Below are 21,831 nucleotides of genomic sequence, written 5' to 3'. Positions count from 1 at the left end.
TTAAATGTCAGATAACTGCTTTGGTCTTTGGTATTCCAAACGTTTTTCAAGTTTTGGAATCGTATAGGCGTCTAATCCGTTAATAGAAGCAATCTCTGCTTTTGATAGATTAATGAATCCGTCGTCTTCAAGTAAATCATCTTTTATAAACAAGCCTTCAACTTCTCCAATAAGTAATATGGTGTTGTTTTCTTTGATAAAATATTCTGAAACATATGCCATTTGTAATTGTACCGGTGCATCTTGAACGAATGGCGCGAAACAATCGTTTTTATATTCTGGCATTAAATGGGTTGCATCAAATTCAGATATGTCTTTGTTGTATTTTGCAGACGTGTGATGTGCGTCTTCAATAATAGTTTTATGAATATGATTTATAGTATAAACACCTGTCTCTCTAATGTTTTCGTAGGTATTTCTTAATACCGTAGTTGGGCGGAGTATAAAACCTAAAAGGGGCGGGTGACTTCCCAAATGTGTTACTGAACTAAAAACAGCTACATTTTCTATGCCTTCCTTAGATTTAGTGCCAATAAGATTTGCACTTTTAAATCCCGAACAACTATTAATTAAGTTGATGCGGTACAGGTGATGCATATCATTAATGTTTTTGCTACTGAAATACATTATTGGAGCGTTTTAAAATTGTTGATTTTTATGTCTTTAGCTTTTAAATCGAACATGAGGTTATATAAGCCAAAAAACGTTCGGTTGATGTAAATGAAGTGTTTCGAACCACGATTCCCATTCATTTGTTTAAGTTCTGTGCTTTTGCTGTAACGCTGTCCCATTTCGGAAATAGCTTTAAAAAATTCCGTATTAGAAAAATCGAAAGTTTCAGAGTGAAATGGTTGTGTAAACAGGCTAAGCATATCGAAAAACATGGACGAGAAAAATTCTAATTCTTCTTTACTGTCGTCATCCCGAAGTATTTCTAATTCAAACATTTTAGCCTTAAATACTTCAGGGTTATTGATGTTTTCCTTTTGTGCCAGTTCAAAATAAGGTTTGTAAAAACTATCGGGAACGGTTTTTATACAACCAAAATCGAGAACAATAAGCTCACCTTTTTCAGAAACAAGGAAATTTCCGGGATGCGGATCGGCATGTACTTTTTTTAAGACATGCATTTGGTACATGTAAAAATCCCAAAGAGCCTGACCGAGTTTTTGAGCTGTATTTTCATCAGAATTGTAGGCCGTGAATTCCGAAAGGTGTTCACCGTCCATCCAATCCATGGTAATGATGCGTTCCGAAGACAAGTCCTCATAATAATTTGGGAACTTTAAGTTAGGAATATGTCGGCAGCTTTCTGCAATAAATTTACTTTGTTCAACTTCTAAAATGTAATTGGTTTCCTCAATGAGTTTGTGTTCTACTTCTTTAAAATACTTATCAGAATCCTTTCCTCTAATATTAAACATTTTAATCGCTATAGGTTTTACCAAAGCCAAATCGCTAGCAATACTGCTAGCAACTCCAGGGTATTGAATTTTCACAGCAAGTTTTTTCCCGTCCTTTTCTGCTTCATGTACCTGTCCAATACTGGCGGCATTAACAGAGTTAAGGTTAAAAGAGTCGTAAATCTGGCTTGGCAACTTCCCTAAGTTTGTTTTAAATGTTTTGAGCACTAAAGGGGCCGATAGCGGCGGAACAGAGAACTGCGATAAAGAGAATTTTTCTACATAAGCCGTTGGTAAAATGTTCTTTTCCATACTAAGCATCTGTGCCACTTTTAAAGCACTTCCTTTTAGTTGCTTTAGGCCGTCATAAATATCTTCGGCGTTGTTTTTGTTAAGCGTGTCTAATGCTTCAGCCTCAGATTTTGTGATTTTATCGCCGTAATATTTTAAATAATTCACACCAACTTTAGCCCCCGTAGAAACGAGTTTTGAGGCTCTTTGAATTTTGGATGTTGGTATATGATCGATGGTTTTCATATTTACGATTTAGGACATTTGTACTTTTTCTTTAAACAGAAATTTCCCCAGGTCGATAATACTTTTAATAGGTGTTGTATTGATAATGTCGAAACTTGTATTTACAGATTTTTCAATGAAAATATCGGTTTTTTCAAATTTTGCAGAGCTGTCTTTAAGCCAGAATTCAATAGTGATTAATAGTTGTAACCAAGCCGATTCTGTTATTGCTTTTTGCTGAAATTTATCGACGTCTTTTTGTTTGGTTTCGATGGTTTCAATATTCAGACTTTCAATAAATTCAATAAAGCTTTGTCGAAGTGTTGAAAGTACTTTAAGGCGTTTTAAATCTGTTTTAAATCCGTTTAATACAAAAGCAACAAAACTTCTGTTAGCTGTTAGTATTTCGAAAAACGTGTAATAAAAACTCAAAAGTTTATTTCTCGATTCGAATGAATTAAAGTTTGTGTCTTTTTCTAACAGGCTAATGGTGTTTAAAAGAAACTGATTGAAGATATCTTTCTCCAAACCATCAAAAGAACCAAAAAACTCGTAAAACTTAGATTCTTCTGTGTCAATAGTTTTGCAGAATGAGAAAATGGTTTTAGGACGTTCGTTGTGTTCTAGAACATAATTCATGTAATGCGATAAAATATATGTTTTCGATAAGGATTTCTTTTTAGCCATAACAGAATTGTTTTATTCGTAAAGATACTAAATGTTTATTCTTTTTTAGTGTTAGTTAAACAAAATGTTTTGTTAATTTTATTTTGTAGTTGTCTTTTATAGCATTTGCTTATTTTAGAAGAATGAATAGTCGTATTATTTAAGCATTTATTAATAAGAATAACGACTTGTTTTATTAATTTTAGGAATCGATAATTAAAACAACCATTTTAAAATGAAAAAAATTTTAGCTTCAGTATTATTTTTAGCAGTGTCTTTTTCGGGCTTTTCGCAAATTAAGACACCACAACCAAGTCCGTCATCTAAATTGATGCAAACGGTTGGATTAACGGATATGACTTTAGAATATAGTCGACCAAGTATGAGAGGTAGAGCTGTTTTTGGAGATTTAGTGCCTTACGATAAGCTTTGGCGATTAGGAGCAAATGCGAATACTAAAATTAGTTTTAGTACTGATGTTATTATAGGAGATTCAACAGTTAAGGCAGGAGAATATGCTATTTTTGCCACTCCGGGAAAAGATTCTTGGGAGGTTGTATTTTATAATGATACATCAAACTGGGGAACGCCTCAAAAGTGGGACGATTCTAAAGTCGTTGCTAAGGCTAAAGCCGAAGTTTATAAGATGTCTGAAGATATTGAAACCTTTACGATGAGCTTTGACGATTTAACAAATAATTCGGCGGTTTTAGGTATTTTGTGGGAGAATGTTTATGCCGGAGTTAAGATTGATGTGCCAACAGAATCTTTAGTTTCAGCTTCTATCGAAAGAACAATGAATGGACCAGCTGCAGGAGATTATTTCTCTGCTGCGGTTTATTATTTACAGGAAGGAAAAGATATTAATCAAGCAAAAGAATGGATTGATAAATCGATTGCCATGTCTGGTGATAAAGCACCGTTTTGGCAATTAAGACAGCAATCTTTAATTTATGCAAAAGCAGGAGATAAGAAAGGTGCTATTGCTGCGGCTAAGAAGTCGTTAGCAGGTGCTGAAGCTGCCGGAAATGCCGATTATGTGAAAATGAATAAAGATTCTTTAAAAGAGTGGGGGGCTATGTAATTGCCATTTGAAAGTATATAAAAAAAGCGCCTTATTTTAGGCGCTTTTTTTTATTAATTACAGTTCCCGTTTATATCACAGGAATTATCATTTGCAACAATTGTTAGTTTACTTTGGTGTTTTTCCCAAGCGTCCTGAAGGGCTTGTTTAAAGACTTCAACAGGTTGCGCTCCCGAAACCCCATATTTATTATCTAAAACAAAGAAGGGAACAGAGTTAATACCTAAGTTTCTGGCTTCCATTTCGTCTTGTCTTACTTCATACGCGAAATCATCAGATTCTAACATGTGTTTCACTTTGAAAGTATCTAAACCTATAGATTTTGAAAGATCTAATAAAACCGTATGATCATCAATGTTTTTGCCTTCGGTTAAATGTGCTTGTAGCAAAGCTTCTTTGGTTTTGTGAGCCAAACCTTCTTGTTTTGCAAAATGTAACAGGCGATGTGCATTAAAGGAGTTTGCAGGGATAGAATTTTCTAAATTAAAATCCAAACCTGTATTTGCAGCCATAGAGGTTACGTTGTTAAACATATGTTTAGCGCGTTCTCGGTCAATTCCTTTGCTATCTACAAAATGTGTTAAGGCATCTGTAGTTGTAGTAGTTTTTAAATTCGGATCGAGCTCAAAGCTTTTCCATTCTACAGTTATCTTTTCTTTTTCAGGGAAACTGTTTAAGGCAGCTTCAAAATGTTTTTTTCCGATATAACAAAAAGGACATCGTATATCGGACCATATTTTTATATGCATCTTTTTCTTTTTTATTTTGGGTTAGACGTATGCGGTGAATGAAACTTTCAAAAACAAGAATTATACGTTATTAATATTCTAACTTAATGAGTTTTCTAACCCTATCTAATGTGTTAATCAGATTTCTGCTGAAATCAAACGTCATAATATCACTTTCGGTTTTTCCTTCACGAAGCAGGTTATTAAAGTGAATGGTTTCGAAATTATAACCAATAGTATTGTAATTGAAATCTTTTATTTCCTCTTTACCGTCAATAATAATTGTTACAGTTGAAGGCGCATGAAATTGCGTATTGATTTTAATAGTGGCTTTGTCGCATTCAAAAATAGCTTGCGTTGGAAGGTCTTCAACAAGCGAACTTTTTAATTGACTTGTAATGTTATTATCGTAACTAAAAATCATATCACAGGTGGAATCGGTACCATTTTCAAAAAAGGTAGCGCTAGCTTCAATTTGATTAGGAATGCCTAGTGACGATAAACTGGCAAAAATTGGATATATACCAATATCTAAAAGGCTTCCGCCGCCTAAATCCTTATTAAAAAGCCTGGTGTCGGTATCGTAAGGACGCTGAAATCCGAAATCGGCTTTTAAAGATTTTACTTCGCCATAGGTTTTATCTTTTATAAGTTGTAATACATATCGATAATGTGGTAAAAAGTACGTCCAAAGCGCTTCCATTAATAAGGTGTTATTGGCTTTGGCAATAGCAATCATATTTTCCACTTCAGAGGAATTCATAGCAAAAGGCTTTTCGCATAACACGGCAATGCCTTTTTCTAAACACATTAAGGTGTTTTCTTTGTGAAGCGCATGAGGAGTTCCGATATAAACCGCATCTACCTTAGAATCGTTAACTAAAGCATCATACTTGTCGTACGCAACTGTAGCCTTGTGTTTTTTTGCAAATGCATCGGCTTTTTCCTGTTGTCTTGAGGCTACGGCATATAATTCTGCATCAGCAATGGTCGCTAGGTCGGTAGCAAATTTATCAGCTATTTTTCCTAAACCAATAATTCCCCAGCGTATAGTTCTATGTTGATAATTTTTTTTCATTAGTTATAAATAATTAAAGATCCGAAATAAGATAGTATGCCGATAAGCGCTGCTAAAATACCTTTGTCGAAATGTGTTGTTTTATTAAAATCGATAAGTAAACTTAAAATAATAACAATGATACAGCCTACAAAATTTAACCAAAGAAACGGAAGGTTTATAAAGTTGTAAAGGTTTAGAAAGTATAAGCCTATGATAATGATTTGTGTAGCAATTCCGCTAATAAATACAGCGTTTCCTTTTACACTTTTAAAGAAAAAGGCAACCAAAAAGATACCCAGAAGGTTTCCATAGAAAATAGAACCAATGATATTAACTAACTGAATAAGATTTTCGGCAAGCTCGGCAATACAAGCCACACCAATGGCTAAAATTCCCCAAAGCAGCGTGAACCATTTTGAAGCAGCAACCATTTGTTCTTCGGTTTTCTCTTCTGTATTTCTCTTATATAAGTCAATAGTTGTGATGGAACCCAAAGCGTTTAATTCACTGGCAGTGCTGGACATTGCGGCACTTAAAATAACGGCAAGCAACAATCCGATAAGGCCACGTGGCAGATTATTTAAAATGAAATGAATAAACACATAGTCTTTATCATTACTTTCTACTTTTATCTGTTGTTGTTCTCCGGCTTTTTCAATGAGTTTTCGAGCTTCGCGTTTAATGTTTTCAGAAGCTTGATTCATTTTCGCTAATTGCATCTTGGTTACATCATTTTTAGTATTTAAAAACGAAGAGATAAGACTTTGCTTTTCATTGAAGATGTCTTTTTGTTGTTGTTGCAATGCTTTGTAATCTTCGGCGTATTCTGAATTCAACACGAGTTCGGTTGCTGTAGGGTTAAAGTTTATAGGTGCTTCGTTAAACTGATAAAACACAAATACCATAACACCAACCAGTAGAATGAAGAATTGCATAGGTACTTTTAAAAGGCCGTTGAAGATTAAACCTAATTGCATTTCTTTAACCGATTTTCCTGAAAGATAACGTTGCACCTGACTTTGGTCGGTTCCGAAATAAGAGAGCATTAAAAAGGTTCCTCCAATAAGACCACTCCAAACGGTATAGCGGTTATTCAAATTGAAAGAAAAATCTAAAACTTTCATTTTACCGTTGGCACCGGCAATATCTAGGGCCTTTCTAAAGGTAATATCTTGTGGTAAATCGCCAACTATTAAAAAGAAAGCGACGAGCATCCCGATGAAAATGACTATCATTTGATGCTTTTGAGTTACATTAACAGCACGCGTTCCGCCAGAAACGGTATAAATAATAACCAATGCGCCAATGGCGATATTCAGGGTTAATAAATCCCAACCTAACACAACCGATAGTATTATAGCGGGAGCGAAAATGGTAATTCCTGCTGCTAACCCCCGTTGAATTAAGAATAGAATAGCGGTTAGAGTTCTGGTTTTTAAATCGAAGCGGTTTTCTAAAAATTCATAAGCCGTATACACTTTCAAACGATGATATAAAGGAATAAATACCATACAAATGACAATCATAGCAATAGGTAGTCCAAAATAAAATTGCACAAACCCCATGCCGTCGTTAAAGGCTTGACCAGGCGTTGATAGAAATGTAATGGCGCTGGCCTGAGTCGCCATAACCGATAATCCAATCGTCCACCAATGTGATGTATTTCCGCCTTTTAAATAATCTTTTACATTTTTACTTCCTCTTGTTTGCCAGGTGCCATAGGCTACAATAGCGACAAGGGTAATACTTAAGACGACCCAATCGATCCAGTTTAATGTTTGCATATTAAAAGGCCTTGGTGATTATATAAAAAAGAATAAAGTAAATGGCATTAGCGATTAATACCAGCGAATATAATTTTAACCACTTGGGTTTGGGTTGGTCCTTAGTATTCATAATTAGTCGTTTAGTTGTTGGTTATGCTTTAAATCGTCTTTTCCAATAGAAAGCATGTTGGCAAATAGGCGGTATGCTCCCGAAACGCCTTCAGGAAACTCTCTGAAAAAGCTTAAGCCTGTGTAAATGTAATAGCCTTTTCCGTATTTAGCTACCAATAAGCTTCCTTCTTTTGCCGATTCATCTTTGTCATGCATTGATAGAATAGGCGTAAAGGCTTTATCCCATTGGTTAGGGAAATAAAGTCCGCGTTCTTGTGTCCAGCCTTCAAAATCCTGTTGGGTGATTTTGTTTGGTGTATTTAGTAAAGGATGTTCTGGGTGTAAAATTTGAACCTCTGCATTTTCATCAGTTACACGATCTCTGGAAATCGATAAGCTATAAGGTGCTAATTGCTCTGTTTTTAGTCCATGATTGGTATTGTATTGCACAATCATATTGCCACCAGCTTTCACAAAGTCGAATAATATTTCTTGTTTGAATTTTAAATTGTCTATCGTGTTATAAGCTCTTATACCTACAACCACTGCATCAAAAGGTTTTAAAGACTCTGTAGTGATGTCTTGAGGGGTAATAGTTCTTACATTGTAGCCAATTTGTTCTAAGCTTTCAGGGACAACGTCACCGGCACCAGCAATATAGGCAATGTTTTCACCATATTTTTTAATATCTAATCGCACCACTTTACTTTCGCTAGGCAGCAATACGGTTTGATAGGGAATGTGCTCGTAGTTAATTTCAATAAGTTCTTTCGAATAAGTTTTGTCTCCTATGTGAAGTATAGGACTAATATAACCTTCATCTTGATTTTTAGGAGGAATCACAGTAAAAATTAAGGTTTGCTCTTCGCCTTTATTAAAGATGTTTACCTCTTGTCGCTCTGGGTAAACCGTCCAGTTTTCAGGATGACTAATTTCAGCAAAACCTTTTACGTTATCGTGCCCCGCTTTTACAATCAATGTTATGTTGTGCGCTTTACCGTTATCGAAAATAATAACCTTTTCAGTAATCTTGGCTGAAGCTTCCGGAATGATTTCAAACGGACGGTACAATTCACCTTTATCAGGTTTTGAATAGCGATAAATAACCGGTTTACTTAATGTGATAGGCGTACCGTTGATTTTTAAGTTGAAATTGATAATGACAGATCTTGGTGTTTCCGGTTTACCAATTAGAGATTTATCCTCAACAGTGTACATACCTAAAGAACCTTTGGTTTCCAGCCAGTAAGGTGTGGTATATTTTTCGGTTTCAGAAATATGAAATGAGGTTTCAAATTTTTCCGAATTATTATTTTTTAGTACCAGGCTTTTATTTAATGTTTTGCCGTCGGTTTGGGTTATGCTTTCTAAAACAATGTTTTCATTACTTCTGTTTAAAGCTTCAATATTGATTTTCATAGAAGTATCTGGCGTGCTTGAAGGCGCTTCAGCTGAAGCTTCCAAATACAATCCGGCACACATTTCAATAATCTGTTTTAGCTCTTTGGTTTTTTGAACTTTCCAATGTTTATTTTTAATGTTTTGTAGTAATTTGAAAGCTTTTAAAAGTTCAGGAATGTGAACAGATGGATTGTTGAAGTTGAAATTCTTTTCAATTGGATATAAAATATCTCCGATGGCTTTTCCTCCTTTAACACGATTCCAAGAAGTGTCAATTCCAGAAAAAATATCGGTTTTGTTGGTAATCGGTTCACCTTTTAAAAATTCAACATATTCCTTTTGAGAGCCACGTTGATGCAGTCTACCAAAGCCTTGACACAGGTGCTGACTGCTGGCAATTGACGCAATTTCGTTGTTAGATAAACCTTTAAGCGGATAGTAAACTCCAATATCGAAGTTTAGCATATTGCTTTTGTCTGCTTTATCGAAGTCTTCCTGACTACGATAAAACCAGGAGTTGGTGTTAAAAAATAGGCGTTTTGGTTCCCAGGTTTCAGTAGTCTCTAATTGCTCAGGAAATGCCGCTTTGTCGTTGGCTAAATCGAAAGCATCGTAACTTAGCATAGCTGAAGTGGTGTGATGTCCGTGTGTTGTACCGGGTGTTCTGTGATCGAATCGATTGATAATAATATCGGGTTGAAATTCACGAATGGCTAAAACCACATCGCTTAGAATTTCATCTTTTTCCCAGATTTCTAATGTTTCATCAGGGTGTTTCGAATATCCAAAATCGTTGGCTCTTGTGAATAGCTGTTCGCCACCATCTACACGGCGTGCTGCTAATAATTCCTGAGTTCTTATGACGCCTAAAAGTTCTCTGATTTCAGGGCCAATAAGGTTTTGTCCGCCATCACCACGGGTTAGCGATAAATACGCCGTTCTGGCTTTTACATGATTCGACATGTAAGAGATAAGTCGGGTGTTTTCGTCATCGGGATGTGCGGCAATATATAAAACCGATCCTAAAAAGTTTAGTTTTTGAATGGATTCATAAATTTCGGCAGAGGCCGGAGCTTTAGGTTTTTGAGCCTGTGTAAACGAAAAGGTTAAGAATATAAAAAGGAACGATAAGGTAATTTTTTGCATGGTTAAGTTGTTAGCTAAATCCAAATATACCAAAGTAAATAGCGGTAAACGATGGTTTTAAAGTTTCTTTAACGTTAAAATAGTCTGCATTTACAGCCATTTTTTACGCTTAAAATAAAATAGCATGGCAATGAAAAGCGCAATCATAACACCCCATAGAATAAAATATGAGTATTTGTAATGCAGTTCGGGAATGTAATCGAAATTCATACCGTAAATACCTGCAATAAAGGTTAGCGGGATGAAGATGGAAGCCATGATGGTAAGTACTTTCATGACCTCGTTCATCTTGTTGCTAATGGTGGTCATGTACATGTCCATTAAACTCCAAAGCATTTCACGATAAATATCAATGTTTTCTGTAACTTGAATTAAATGGTCGTAAATGTCTCTGTAATAAGTTTTAGTGCGTTGCTGAATTAATGCGCTTTCGTGTTTTTCAATCCGGTTTATTACTTCGCGAAGCGGGAAAATGGAGCGTCTTACTTTTAACACTTCTTTTTTTAGTTCCTGAATATCTTTGGTGGCTGACTCTTCAATACTTCCTTCAAAAATATCGGTTTCTAAATCTTCAATTTTATCACCTAAAGTTTCAATAACACTAAAATATTCATCAACGATGGCGTCCATAAGAATATAAAGCAGATAATCAGATTGCATGGTTCGAACACGTCCTTTGCCTTGACGAATACGTTCTCTCACCGAACCAAAAACATCGCCTTCAGATTCCTGAAACGATAACACGTAATTCGATCCTAAAATGAAACTAACCTGCTCATAATTGAGTTTTTCTTCGGCATCAAGGTGTAGCATTTTGAGAACAACAAACAAATAATCTTCATATTCATCAATTTTTGGACGTTGTGAAATGCTTACTAAATCTTCAATAACCAAGGGGTGAAGATTGTAATGTGTACCTATTTTTTCAATAGAATCAACATGGTTAAGTCCGTTTACATTAATCCAGGAAACGCAGTCGGTAAGTTTAAATTCAAAAGCTTCTTCAACGCTGTGTAATTCTTTTTCTATGCACTGGTCTTTATTATAATCGAAGACTTCAATAAACAGATTTTTATCTGATTTATCGCCAGTATAAATTACACTTCCCGGTGCTAATCCAGACTTTTTGTGTTGCTTTTTTGTTCTTTTCTTAGCCATGTTATAAATATATAGAATATTTAAACAGCTTCAGCATCATCTTCAATAGCATCCTTTTTTATGAGTGTTACGGCGCGTTGTAACATTAAATTATTAGGATAAGTTACCAGATCGCCATTATCTAATCTTAAATGAAGATGAAAAGCGGCAATATCTTCAATTATTCCAATAATAGGGAAATCACTATCGTGAATTTTAATTTTATCGCCTACTTTGTGCGGAAAGTTAAAAAACATAATAACTCCGGAAGTGATGTTGCTTAAAATAGACCAAACCGCCACAAAGCCAACACCAATAACCGCGAACACCGATGAGAAAATAACGGCTAAATCTTTAAAGTCGGTGCCAAAAATATAGGCCAATGAAATAAGCCCTGTAAAGAAAAGCGTGACATGAATATAGCGTCTTACAAGTCGAATACGGGCATCGTTAAAACCACTTTTCTTGGCGATTTTGGTGACCGCAAAATTTAAAGTGTAGAAGATAACCAGTAATATGATGATAATAATTCCAGAAAGAATAATTTCTTTTTTATTGTCTTGTAGTAAGTCTAAAACCATAATTTGAATTTTTAAAATTAAACATGAGCTTGTTTTTTTATCTCTAAAAGAAATATTTAAAACGTTTCAGCAATACTGTTTAATGTCTTGTAAACTAAGTGTGTTGGTAAACCCATAACGTTGAAGTATGAGCCTTTAATTTCGGTAACGCCAATTTGACCAATCCATTCCTGAATACCATAAGAACCTGCTTTGTCAAAAGGTTTGCAGGTATTAATGTAATACCATATTTCGTCTTCGGTTAACGCTTTAAAAGTGACATCGGTAATGCTATACAAGGTTTTTTCAGAAGTTGTGGTTGTAAAGCAAACTGAAGTAATCACCTGATGGGTCTTATCACTTAATGATTTGAGCATTTCGTAAGCTTCTGTTTCATTTTCGGGTTTTCCTAAAGCTTCATGGTTATGCCAAACAATAGTGTCGCTTGTAATTAAAATGTCGTTAGACTTAAGTTCATCTTTATACGGCAAAGCTTTCAGCTGAGCTAAATAATTACTGATTTCAAAATGGGTGAGACGAGACGGGTAGTCTTCTTTTACTGGTTTCAGTCGAATTTCGAAATCTAAGCCCAGATTTTTAAAGAAATTTTGTCGTCTTGGTGAACCTGAGGCTAATATAATATGGTGGTTTTTTAGTTTTTCGTCTAACATTATTTAAGTAAAATATACTTGTATAAAAGTAATGAAAGCATTCCGAAAAGCATAATTATTTTAAAGAGGTTACTTACCTGATGGAAAGCTTTTTGATCTTCAGCAACAATAATTTTAATAGATATAAAGATTAAAGGAGTAATAATGAAACCAAGAAAATAAAGACTAGCTATGATATTTTTGTACAGACTATTGAATACATAAAAAAAGAGAATACCTGTAGTTATTATGGTTAGCACAAATACAATATAAGTTGTTTTTTTTTGTCCGATAACTATGGGTAAGGTGTGCATACCTGTTTTTGTGTCACCTTCAATATCTTCAATATCTTTAACAATTTCACGAAGTAAATTAATGATAAAGGCAAACAGAGCATAGTTGAAAATAATTTTGAAAAAGAATAGCTGCGTTTGTTGATTTATTTCAGAAACGGCAGGTAGTATATCAAATAAACCAACAATTAAAATACTACATGCAACTAAAATCGAGATGACTAGATTTCCTATTAAAAACAACGATTTTAAGTAAGTGGCATAAATATACAGCAAAGCCGAAATGATAACAAAAATCGCAAAGAACCCACTTTTACCAACGCTGTAAGACAAGTAATATCCTAAACCAACGCCTGTAACATTAAAGGCGATAAACAGGTTGTAAGCCGTTTGTTCTGAAACTGTCTTACTTACAATCAGTCTATCTGGTTTGTTGATGAAATCGGTATTGATGTCGCAAATATCGTTAATGATATTTCCGGCAGCAGCAACACAAATGGTGGCCAGTATCAATATGAAAATTCCTAAACCATCCAAGCTTGTGTCAACACTATAAGGTTCTAAAAGTGCGTATTTTATCAGTAATTGCACCATAACAATCATCAGGAGGTTTTTCCAGCGTATAAGGTTTAAATACTTCAAGAGTGTGGGCTTTAGATATTAGACATTAAACTATCAATAAGTGTTTTAATGAAGTATAACACGCCGATTAAAAGTATTGTAAAAACAGCAAAAATTTTCCTGTTTTGCAGCTTAGCTTCTTTTCTGATTTTTTGTTTTATGGTTTCTTTTTCAGCTTTGCTAAGGGAATGATGATGAAAATCAAGCTGATGATGATCGAGTGTGGTTCTGTGAAGTTTGTCTTTTAAATCAGAAAACGGAATTGCTGATTTTTGGTTAAATACATTCTGGTTATTTCCAAAACCTATGTAACCAAAATTATTAGCAATCCGTCTGCTGATTCTTTTCAAAGTTTTATTGATTTAAGGCTAAAACACCCATTTCCCTTGTACTTTTAAAACTTGTTCAATAACATCGCGAACGGCACCTTCACCACCTTTTTTGTGTGAGATGTATTTAGCAATACTTTTTATTTCCGGAACAGCGTCCTGCGGGCAACTTGGTAAACCAACCAATTGCATAACAGCATGATCAGGAATGTCGTCACCCATATATAAAACATTTTCAGCTTTAATATTATTTGCTTCAATATAGGATTTAAATTGTTCAGCTTTATTACTAGCACCAAGATAAACCGGATTTACACCTAAAGCCTCTAGTCGAACTTTTACGCCTTCGTTTTGTCCTGCAGAAATTATAGCCACATTATAACCGGTATTCACGGCGAATTTTAAGGCAAAACCATCGCGAACATTCATAGTTCTCAATAATTCTCCTGTTGAGGTTACGTTTAATGAACCGTCCGTTAAAACACCATCAACATCAAAAATGAAGGTGGTAATATGTTGTAAATACTCTTTATAGCTTTTTTCTTCCATGGGTATGTTGTATCGATTTTGTTAGCAAATCATAAATCTCTTTATGATGTTTATTGGTTAACAGTTTTGCGTGATTATTCAGTGTTTTTTTATCGTTGCGTTTTGCCGGACCCGTTTGTGCCATGTATGGCGATAGTTCCTGAACTTTTTTAGCAGTTTCTAAAATAAGCGGTTTTAATAAGTCGAATTCGGCACCTTCACTTTCTGTGATTTCATGAGCCACACGGTAAAGTTGATTGGTAAAGTTGTTTACGAAAACAGCCGCTAAGTGTAATACTTTGCGCTGATCGGTATTGACTTTTTTAGTTGGGCTTCCAATGGCAATAGCCATATCCTTGAGTAAATGATAATCTTCACTTTTAATGGCTTCAATACAGATAGGCACATTAGCGAAATCTAATTTGGCCGATTTACTAAAACTTTGCAGTGGATAAAATACGCCTTGACGATTCTTTTTATCAATATCACTGATTTTTACCGTTCCAGAGGTATGAACGACCAGTCTGTTTTCAAACGGAAGCTTTTTTGTTAAACCTTTTACAGCATCGTCACTCACCGCAACAATATACACATCAGCCTCAGCCAATTGTGATAAATCGTCGGTAATAGCAACCTCATTTTTGTAAGTGTTTAAACTATCTGAATTACGGTTGTACCATTGTACAACATTAATAGTTTCTGTTGTTTTAAAAGCTTTGAATAAGTGTGTGGCTACATTGCCTGCACCAAGAATTACTACTGAAATCATATTGCAAAAATAGAGAATATTGCCTGATATAAAAACCGAATCGGTTATCTTTGTTTACTATGGCTAAAAAAGATATTACAACACGTGAAGATGTTTTTTTACTGGTGTCGTCGTTTTATGATAAAATTCGACAAGATGCTGTTTTAGGACCGTTTTTTAATAATGTCATCTCCGACTGGGAGGCTCATATTGAAAAGCTAACTACCTTTTGGGATTCGAGTTTGTTTTTAAAAACCAAGTATTTAGGGAATCCTTTGGAAGTACATGTAAAAGTAGATGCAGCGAATAATCATAGTATTACCAACGAGCATTTCGGGCTGTGGTTAAACTTATGGTTTCAAACTATTGATGAGCTGTTTGAAGGCGATTATGCCGAAAACGCCAAGCGTCGTGCTCGAAAAATGGGAACCTTTCTTTATATGGAAATTTTTAAAGCGCGTCAACCTGAGTAAGTTTAAAGTACGACTATTATTGGATAGGTTTTAAACATTAGGATTTGATTAACAATTCTTTCTAATTTTAACAATTCTAAGTTAATTGAAATACTTAAATTTGCACGACCTCAAAAAAGGGTTCGTATTATGCAAAATAAACTCTCCAAAATTCTTTTTTCAACTCGTCTAACATCTATTTTATTTATTGCTTTTGCCGCAGCTATGGCCATCGGTACGTTTTTAGATGCCGGGCAGGAAACTTCGCCAACAGCGTATACTAGAAATTTAATTTATAATACCTGGTGGTTCGAAGGTATCATGGTACTTTTTGTAATCAATTTTTTCGGAAATATTTTCCGTTACAGGTTACACAAAAAAGAAAAATGGGCAACACTTTTACTGCATTTAGCGTTCATTTTCATCATTGTTGGAGCAGGTATAACAAGATACATTAGTTTTGAAGGGATGATGGCGATTCGTGAAGGAGCAACAGAAAACACGTTCCTTTCCAGAGAAACTTATATAACCACTTATATTGATGGTGACTATGAAATTGATGGCGTTCCACAGCGTTTGCCTCTAGAACGTAAGGTCGATTTTTCAAGTCGCTTGGATAATGATTTTAAAATTGAAACACGTTACGATCAGCAACCAGTAACCATTGAATTAGAGAAGTTTGTAAAAGGCGCAGAAGAAGATATTGTGCCTGCCGAAGATGGTGAGGAATATTTAAAAATAGTAGAAGCCGGAGGCGGGGCTCCACATAACCACTTTTTAAAAGTTGGAGAAGTTCAGAGTATTCACAACGTATTATTCGCGCTAAACAAACCAACCCCCGGAGCGATTAATATTACTTATGAAAACGACCAGTTAAATATTGAATCGCCGTTTGAAGGGGAGTATATGGTTATGGCGACAATGGCCCAAGGGAAACTGGTTAAAGATAGTATTCAGCCATTAATGTTACGTTCGCGCTATGTTATTGGTGATATGCAAATGGTATTTCCTAAGCCTGTTGTGAAGGGGGAATTTGATATTGTTCAGAAATCACAAATATTGAAAAATGATTCAGATGGTGTGGTGTTGAAAGTAACCACTGGAGGTGAAACACAACGTGTTGGATTGTTAGGCGGAATGGGAATGAACAATGCCTTTAAGCAAATAAAAGTCGGCGGGTTAGATTTTGCCTTTAAATACGGTTCTAAAGTATTGGAATTACCATTTTCAATAAAACTAAACGATTTTGAAGCAGAACGTTATCCGGGAACAGAAAAAGGGTATTCGGCGTTTTCAAGTAAAGTGACGGTGATTGATGAGGAGGAAGGAAACTTCGATTATAAAATTTTTATGAATAACATTCTGGATCACCGTGGATATCGTTTTTTTCAGTCGAGTTTCGATCCGGATGAAAAAGGAACGATTCTTTCGGTAAACCATGATTACTGGGGAACGCTATTAACTTACATTGGGTATTTCTTATTATATGCCGGATTAATGGCTATATTATTTGTTAAAGGTTCTCGTTTTGGTGAATTAAAAGTCATGCTTGAGAAAGTAAAATCCAAGAAAGTAAAGTTGTTAAGTTTGGTGTTACTATGTTTAGGAATGAATGCTTTTGCACAAACGCATTCAGACCATGATGGGCATGACCACAATAAAGCATCAAAGGCCCAAATTGATTCTGTTTTAGCAGCCAATATTACGCCTAAGGAAGTGGCTGAAGATTTCGGTCATTTGGTTATTCAGGATTTAAGCGGACGTATGATGCCGGTGAATACTTATGCATCTGAGATGTTGCGTAAACTGAGTAAGAATGATACTTACGAAAATTTTGATGCCAATCAGGTGTTTTTATCCATTCAGGAAAGTCCAATGCTTTGGTATAACGTGCCAATCATTTATTTAAAAGCTAAAAAAGACGATTCTATTCGAAGTCTTATCGGCGTATCTAAAGAAGCGAAGTATGTAGCTTTAGCAGACTTCTTCACAGATCAAGGGCGTTATAAATTAGCACCATATTTAGATGAAGCTTATAAGGCGTTAACGCCAAATGCTTTTCAAAAGGAATTTAAGGAAGCCGATCAACGCGTTAATTTGCTGTACAACACGATAGAAGGAATGTCTTTAAAGATATTTCCAATTCCTGACGATCCAAATAATAAATGGATATCAGCGTACGATTATAAATTCGGAAACTATAAAATTCAGGATTCTTTATACGGGAACTTCATTAAAAATGGTTTCAAAGCTTATTTATTTACTTTAAATCAAGCAAAACAATCCGGAGATTTTTCAGAAGTATCCAAATTATTAGAGGCGTTTAAGAAAACACAACATCAGTACGGAGGTTCGGTTATGTTAAGCGATAAAAAGATTAAAACCGAAATTTTATACAACAAATACGATATTTTTAAGAAGCTGTTTAGCTGGTATATGTATTCTGGTACTTTGCTGTTTGTTTTATTGATTATTCAAATTTTTAAAGAGAAAAGTAAAGCTTTAAACATTTCAGTAACGGTTCTAAAAGTGATTATTGTTGGTCTGTTTCTATTACATACCGTCGGGTTAATTGCGCGTTGGTATATTTCAGGTCATGCGCCTTGGAGTGATGCTTACGAATCTATGATTTACGTAGCCTGGGCAACCGCATTTTTCGGATTAGCTTTCGGAAGAAAAAGTGATTTAACTATAGCTGCTACAGCTTTTGTAACATCTATGATTTTAATGGTGGCGCACTGGAACTGGATGGATCCGGCAATTGCAAACCTGCAACCAGTATTGAATAGTTACTGGTTAATGATTCACGTAGCGGTTATCGTGGCAAGTTATGGTCCGTTTACTTTAGGAATGATTTTAGGGGTAGTGTCGTTATTATTAATGATTTTTACTAATGAAAAGAACAAAAAGAAACTCGATTTAAATATTCAAGAGCTTACCATTATTAATGAAATGGCCTTAACTGTTGGTTTAACCATGCTTACCATAGGAAATTTTTTAGGAGGTATGTGGGCCAACGAAAGCTGGGGGCGTTACTGGGGATGGGATCCTAAAGAAACCTGGGCTTTAATTAGTATTATGGTGTATGCTTTTGTGATTCACATGCGTCTGGTGCCGGGATTACGCGGACGTTGGTTTTATAACTTAATGTCTATTGTAGCTTTCGCTAGTATTATGATGACGTATTTCGGCGTGAATTTCTATTTAGCCGGACTTCATAGTTATGCGAGTGGAGACCAGATTGTGAGTTTAAAATTCATTGGAATCGCTTGTGGAATTGTCGCTGTATTAGGGTTCTTTGCTTACCGTGGTTACAGTAAATATTACAAAAAATAAGAGGTTTATATTCTTTTAAATATTTAAAAAAATCTTGCTAATCTTAATTTAAGTTAGCGAGATTTTTTAGTTTTAAAGGGAACGTAACATTTAAAATGTGAACTTATGAAGAATTTATTGAAAGAATTTAAAGAGTTTGCTGTTAAAGGCAATATGATGGATATGGCTGTTGGAATCATTATCGGGGCAGCATTTAATAAAATCATCGATGTTTTAGTAAAGCAAGTGTTTTTGCCACCGTTATCGTTGCTTACAAATGGCGTTAATTTTCATGACAAACGCATCATTTTAAAACAAGCGGTAATGAATACTTCAGGGCAAATTGTAACAGATGAGGTGTCTATTGGTTATGGAATTCTAGGAGAAAGCTTGATTGACTTTTTAATCGTTTCGTTTACTATTTTTGTGGTTGTAAAATTTATGAACCGCCTTCGAAGTAAATCGCAGGATGTTCAGGATGAAACTGTTGCAACACCAAAAGATATTGAGTTGTTAACAAAGTTGACGAAACTGATGGAAGAGCAAAATAATTTAATGAAATCGAATAAATAATCATGGCAAAGACGGGTAGTGATAAAAACACTAAAAATAAAGCTAAGCATTCCAGATTGGTAGATCAGAAAAAAAATAAAAAGCGTAAAGAAGCTGAATTGCGAAAAGAACGCTTAAATGCTTTGAAACAAAAAATTAAAGAAAGTAAAGAAAACTAAAATAAAATTTTTGTAATGATTTAAGTTGCACTTCGACCACTTTAGAAACTTACTAAGCTTTAATTATGAGAATTTTTAATTTTTCTTTAGTGATATTGTTATTTTTTATTTGGGGCTGCTCAACTTCTTCAGATTCAGAAACTATTTCAGAAGAGCATATGGAAATGAAAGAGATGACATCTACAGAAGCGTCTTTTTCAGGTGATTTTGTTTCCAGTGCGCATCCAACTTCTGGAAAAGCGACTATAGATAAGAATCTAAAAGTATTGTCTTTAACCAATTTTAAAACAGACCAAGGACCTAATCTTGAAATCTATCTCGCCACAGATACTTCTGCATCAACTTATCTTTCATTAGGGGCCATAAAGGGTGTTGAGGGAGATTATGAATACAATTTACCAGATAATGTAGATTACAAGGTGTACAACCACGTGATTGTTTGGTGCGTGCCTTTTTCTGTAAATTTTGGTTATGCTGTTTTAAACTAATTGTTTGACGCGTTCGTAAGGAATTTCACTGAAACATTTCACTACCAAATCAGCTTTACTGTAATCCTGGTTTTTAGAATGCTTGCTGTCGTAACCCGTACAGAAAATACCAGCACCTTTAGCGGCTTCAATGCCGTTGGTAGAATCTTCAATTACCATACATTCATGTGCATTAAATCCTGAGGCTTCAGTAGCTTTAATGAAAATTTCAGGATGAGGTTTCGAAGCTTTTAAGTCCGCACCACTTAATTTAGCTTTGAAATAGGGGTTTAAATCAAAGCGTTTAAAAATACGCTCAATGTTTGGCATAGATGCCGAGGAGCCAAGTACTAAAGTTAACCCATTAGCATGATAATCTTTAATGAGGTCTAAAACACCATCAATTAAATCAAAGGCTTTATCATTATCGAAAATATATTCGTAGTGTTTTCTTTTTATCGAGACTAAAGTTTCGGGAGTTTCCTTTAGATAAAAAATATCACAAACCTGTTTACAGACATTTAAGGTGGATTTTCCTGTAAATGACTCATAAAGTTCGGGTGAAACCTTCACGTTTACTTCTTCAAACATTTTATGGTAGGCCTTGTAGTGTAAGGGTTCACTATCAATAATCACACCGTCCATATCAAATATAACAGCCTTTAGCATGGTTTTTTTGCGCTAATATAAAAGATTACTGTCATAGAATATGAAAAATCCGTACCTTTTATAGAATTCATTAACGATCAATTTTACAACAGGTTACAGCAGGATAGTATTAAGAAAATTTTATACCAACTTTACCTACAACTCTAATTAAATTAACAGATAGCCAATTATTTAAATGGAAAGAATTTTTGCAGCCTACCTAATAGAAACACCCTATGATGTAGAACAGGCAGCCGCAGTTTTAGCGGGAGAACAATCCAGTGGGACTTTTATTTCAACGACTCAGGAGTTAGAGGAGTTTAGGAAGCTTTATGCTGCTCGGGTAGAGCATATAGAATTACAGGAAGAGGTTTCAGTACCTAGTATACCAGGGAATTATAAGGAAGGGACTGTTTTTAAGCGTGCTAAAGTAATTGTTTCCTGGCCGGTTGGGAATTTTGGTTATAATATTCCTACATTAATCACCACACTTTTAGGTAATATTTATGAATCAACCCAGTTTTCAGGGCTTAAGTTAGATGATTTTGAAGTACCTAACTCATACAGAGAGCATTTTAGAGGTCCTAAATTTGGTTTGCGAGGAACGAAGGCTTTAGCTGGTGTGGAATTAAAACAACCAATGATAGGAACAGCTATAAAACCTAGTCTAGGATTGACACCTGAACATACGGCTCAACTGGTACAGAAATTAGCCGATGCTGGTATTGATTTTATTAAAGACGACGAACTCTTAACATCTTCAGCTAGTTCTACATTTGAAGAGCGCGTTGAAAAAGTAATGGATGTTATTAACGCTCAAGCCGATAAAACCGGAAAGAAAATTATGTATGCATTTAATATTACAGGAGATTTTAGAACTATGCAGTCTAATTACGAAACAGTAGTAAATGCCGGCGGTACAAGTGTTATGGTTAGTATAAATAGTGTGGGGTGGACAGCTACAAAACAGGTTTGTAATTGGGGAGGTTTGTCCGTTCATGCACACAGAAACGGATGGGGTATGTTTAACAAACACCCATTTTTTGGGATAAATTTTCCTGCTTACGATAAAATATCCAGATTAGCAGGTGTAGATCAAATGTATGTGAATGGCATAGAAAATACTTTTGGGGAATCCAATGATTCTGCATTGCGCTCTATAAAATCTTGCCTTAAACCCTTCTTAAATAGTGAATCGGTATTGCCAGTGGTATCTTCCGGGCAATGGGGAGGTCAGGCTTTTGAAACTTACAATCGCTTGCAAACGACTGATTTATTGTATATGGCAGGCGATGCGATTTTAGGTCATCCGTCAGGTCTTGAAGCAGGAGTGCTTGCAATTCAGCAAGCTTGGAATGGTGCTATTAACGGTAAGACACTAGAAGAAACTGCCAATGATTATGAAGAATTCAGAGCGTTGGTTTATAAATTTGCTAACCGGGAATTATTGAATAGTGAAAGTGTAAGTTAG

At 35.1% G+C, this 21,831-nt stretch carries 22 protein-coding genes; 7 read left to right on the top strand and 15 right to left on the bottom strand.

All coding sequences use genetic code 11. From position 1 onward, the window contains the following. The 3 genes from ICJ84_RS07110 to ICJ84_RS07100 are packed head-to-tail and all read right to left on the bottom strand — an operon-like array spanning position 1 to position 2,606. A complete protein-coding gene (locus tag ICJ84_RS07110) occupies positions 1-597 on the bottom strand; it encodes a flavin reductase family protein (RefSeq protein ID WP_241748718.1) in 597 nt (198 codons plus the stop codon). 29 nt (positions 598-626) lie between these two features. Beyond that, positions 627-1,940: an ABC1 kinase family protein gene (locus tag ICJ84_RS07105; protein ID WP_188215680.1), complete on the bottom strand. Its 1,314-nt coding sequence runs from the start codon at positions 1,938-1,940 to the stop codon at positions 627-629. Between the two features lie 9 nt (positions 1,941-1,949). Further along, positions 1,950-2,606, bottom strand: a complete 657-nt coding sequence (locus ICJ84_RS07100; RefSeq protein WP_188215679.1) for a TetR family transcriptional regulator C-terminal domain-containing protein — start codon at positions 2,604-2,606, stop codon at positions 1,950-1,952. Between the two features lie 214 nt (positions 2,607-2,820). Here ICJ84_RS07100 and ICJ84_RS07095 point away from each other — a divergent pair, with 214 nt between their 5' ends. Then, a complete protein-coding gene (locus ICJ84_RS07095) occupies positions 2,821-3,669 on the top strand; it encodes a DUF2911 domain-containing protein (RefSeq protein WP_188215678.1) in 849 nt (282 codons plus the stop codon). Between the two features lie 53 nt (positions 3,670-3,722). On the opposite strand, the gene ICJ84_RS07090 is transcribed toward ICJ84_RS07095, so the two are convergent. The 11 genes from ICJ84_RS07090 to ICJ84_RS07040 form a co-directional block, all read right to left on the bottom strand. Further along, a complete protein-coding gene (locus tag ICJ84_RS07090; RefSeq protein ID WP_188215677.1) occupies positions 3,723-4,418 on the bottom strand; it encodes a DsbA family oxidoreductase in 696 nt (231 codons plus the stop codon). Positions 4,419-4,488: 70 nt separating this feature from the next. Next, on the bottom strand, positions 4,489-5,475 hold the full coding sequence (locus ICJ84_RS07085) for a Gfo/Idh/MocA family protein (RefSeq protein ID WP_188215676.1): 987 nt from the start codon (positions 5,473-5,475) through the stop codon (positions 4,489-4,491). Then, on the bottom strand, positions 5,475-7,241 hold the full coding sequence (locus tag ICJ84_RS07080; protein WP_188215675.1) for a sodium:solute symporter: 1,767 nt from the start codon (positions 7,239-7,241) through the stop codon (positions 5,475-5,477). Before ICJ84_RS07080 ends, ICJ84_RS07085 begins: the two co-directional genes overlap by 1 nt. 114 nt (positions 7,242-7,355) lie before the next feature. After that, positions 7,356-9,881, bottom strand: a complete 2,526-nt coding sequence (locus ICJ84_RS07075; protein WP_188215674.1) for a PIG-L family deacetylase — start codon at positions 9,879-9,881, stop codon at positions 7,356-7,358. A gap of 90 nt (positions 9,882-9,971) precedes the next feature. Beyond that, positions 9,972-11,039, bottom strand: a complete 1,068-nt coding sequence (gene corA, locus ICJ84_RS07070; protein ID WP_188215673.1) for a magnesium/cobalt transporter CorA — start codon at positions 11,037-11,039, stop codon at positions 9,972-9,974. A gap of 20 nt (positions 11,040-11,059) precedes the next feature. Then, complete coding sequence (locus ICJ84_RS07065) at positions 11,060-11,599, bottom strand: mechanosensitive ion channel domain-containing protein (RefSeq protein ID WP_188215672.1); 540 nt, start codon at positions 11,597-11,599, stop codon at positions 11,060-11,062. A gap of 56 nt (positions 11,600-11,655) precedes the next feature. Further along, the gene (locus ICJ84_RS07060; RefSeq protein WP_188215671.1) at positions 11,656-12,249 is read right to left on the bottom strand and encodes a Maf-like protein; all 594 of its coding nucleotides are present in this window, start codon (positions 12,247-12,249) and stop codon (positions 11,656-11,658) included. Then, complete coding sequence (locus tag ICJ84_RS07055; protein ID WP_188215670.1) at positions 12,249-13,163, bottom strand: geranylgeranylglycerol-phosphate geranylgeranyltransferase; 915 nt, start codon at positions 13,161-13,163, stop codon at positions 12,249-12,251. The genes ICJ84_RS07060 and ICJ84_RS07055 overlap by 1 nt, the downstream gene beginning before the upstream one ends. 11 nt (positions 13,164-13,174) lie before the next feature. Then, positions 13,175-13,492, bottom strand: coding sequence for a hypothetical protein (locus ICJ84_RS07050; RefSeq protein ID WP_188215669.1), 318 nt, complete (start codon positions 13,490-13,492; stop codon positions 13,175-13,177). A gap of 18 nt (positions 13,493-13,510) precedes the next feature. Continuing rightward, positions 13,511-14,020, bottom strand: a complete 510-nt coding sequence (locus ICJ84_RS07045; protein ID WP_188215668.1) for a KdsC family phosphatase — start codon at positions 14,018-14,020, stop codon at positions 13,511-13,513. After that, positions 14,001-14,768, bottom strand: coding sequence for a Rossmann-like and DUF2520 domain-containing protein (locus ICJ84_RS07040; protein ID WP_188215667.1), 768 nt, complete (start codon positions 14,766-14,768; stop codon positions 14,001-14,003). Before ICJ84_RS07040 ends, ICJ84_RS07045 begins: the two co-directional genes overlap by 20 nt. Before the next feature lie 59 nt (positions 14,769-14,827). On the opposite strand from ICJ84_RS07040, the gene ICJ84_RS07035 reads away from it, so the two are divergent. From ICJ84_RS07035 to ICJ84_RS07015, 5 genes are all read left to right on the top strand, one after another. Further along, entirely contained in the window at positions 14,828-15,220 is a 393-nt protein-coding gene (locus ICJ84_RS07035) for a group III truncated hemoglobin (RefSeq protein WP_188215666.1), read from the top strand. Between the two features lie 129 nt (positions 15,221-15,349). Beyond that, positions 15,350-18,535 (top strand): cytochrome c biogenesis protein CcsA, encoded by a 3,186-nt coding sequence (ccsA, locus tag ICJ84_RS07030; RefSeq protein ID WP_188215665.1) that lies wholly within the window; start codon positions 15,350-15,352, stop codon positions 18,533-18,535. 105 nt (positions 18,536-18,640) lie between these two features. Continuing rightward, positions 18,641-19,087: a large conductance mechanosensitive channel protein MscL gene (gene mscL / locus ICJ84_RS07025; RefSeq protein WP_188215664.1), complete on the top strand. Its 447-nt coding sequence runs from the start codon at positions 18,641-18,643 to the stop codon at positions 19,085-19,087. Between the two features lie 2 nt (positions 19,088-19,089). Next, positions 19,090-19,245: a hypothetical protein gene (locus ICJ84_RS07020; RefSeq protein ID WP_188215663.1), complete on the top strand. Its 156-nt coding sequence runs from the start codon at positions 19,090-19,092 to the stop codon at positions 19,243-19,245. Between the two features lie 65 nt (positions 19,246-19,310). After that, positions 19,311-19,733: a DM13 domain-containing protein gene (locus ICJ84_RS07015; protein WP_188215662.1), complete on the top strand. Its 423-nt coding sequence runs from the start codon at positions 19,311-19,313 to the stop codon at positions 19,731-19,733. Here the strand turns inward: ICJ84_RS07015 and ICJ84_RS07010 are convergent. Further along, the gene (locus ICJ84_RS07010) at positions 19,725-20,381 is read right to left on the bottom strand and encodes an HAD family hydrolase (protein WP_188215661.1); all 657 of its coding nucleotides are present in this window, start codon (positions 20,379-20,381) and stop codon (positions 19,725-19,727) included. The genes ICJ84_RS07015 and ICJ84_RS07010 overlap by 9 nt on opposite strands. Before the next feature lie 175 nt (positions 20,382-20,556). On the opposite strand from ICJ84_RS07010, the gene ICJ84_RS07005 reads away from it, so the two are divergent. Beyond that, positions 20,557-21,831, top strand: a complete 1,275-nt coding sequence (locus ICJ84_RS07005; protein WP_188215660.1) for a RuBisCO large subunit C-terminal-like domain-containing protein — start codon at positions 20,557-20,559, stop codon at positions 21,829-21,831.

Source organism: Aestuariibaculum suncheonense (assembly GCF_014596935.1).
Lineage (GTDB): Bacteria > Bacteroidota > Bacteroidia > Flavobacteriales > Flavobacteriaceae > Aestuariibaculum > Aestuariibaculum suncheonense.
Note: the sequence above shows the minus strand (reverse complement) of the source record. Positions and strands in the feature narration are given on the sequence as shown.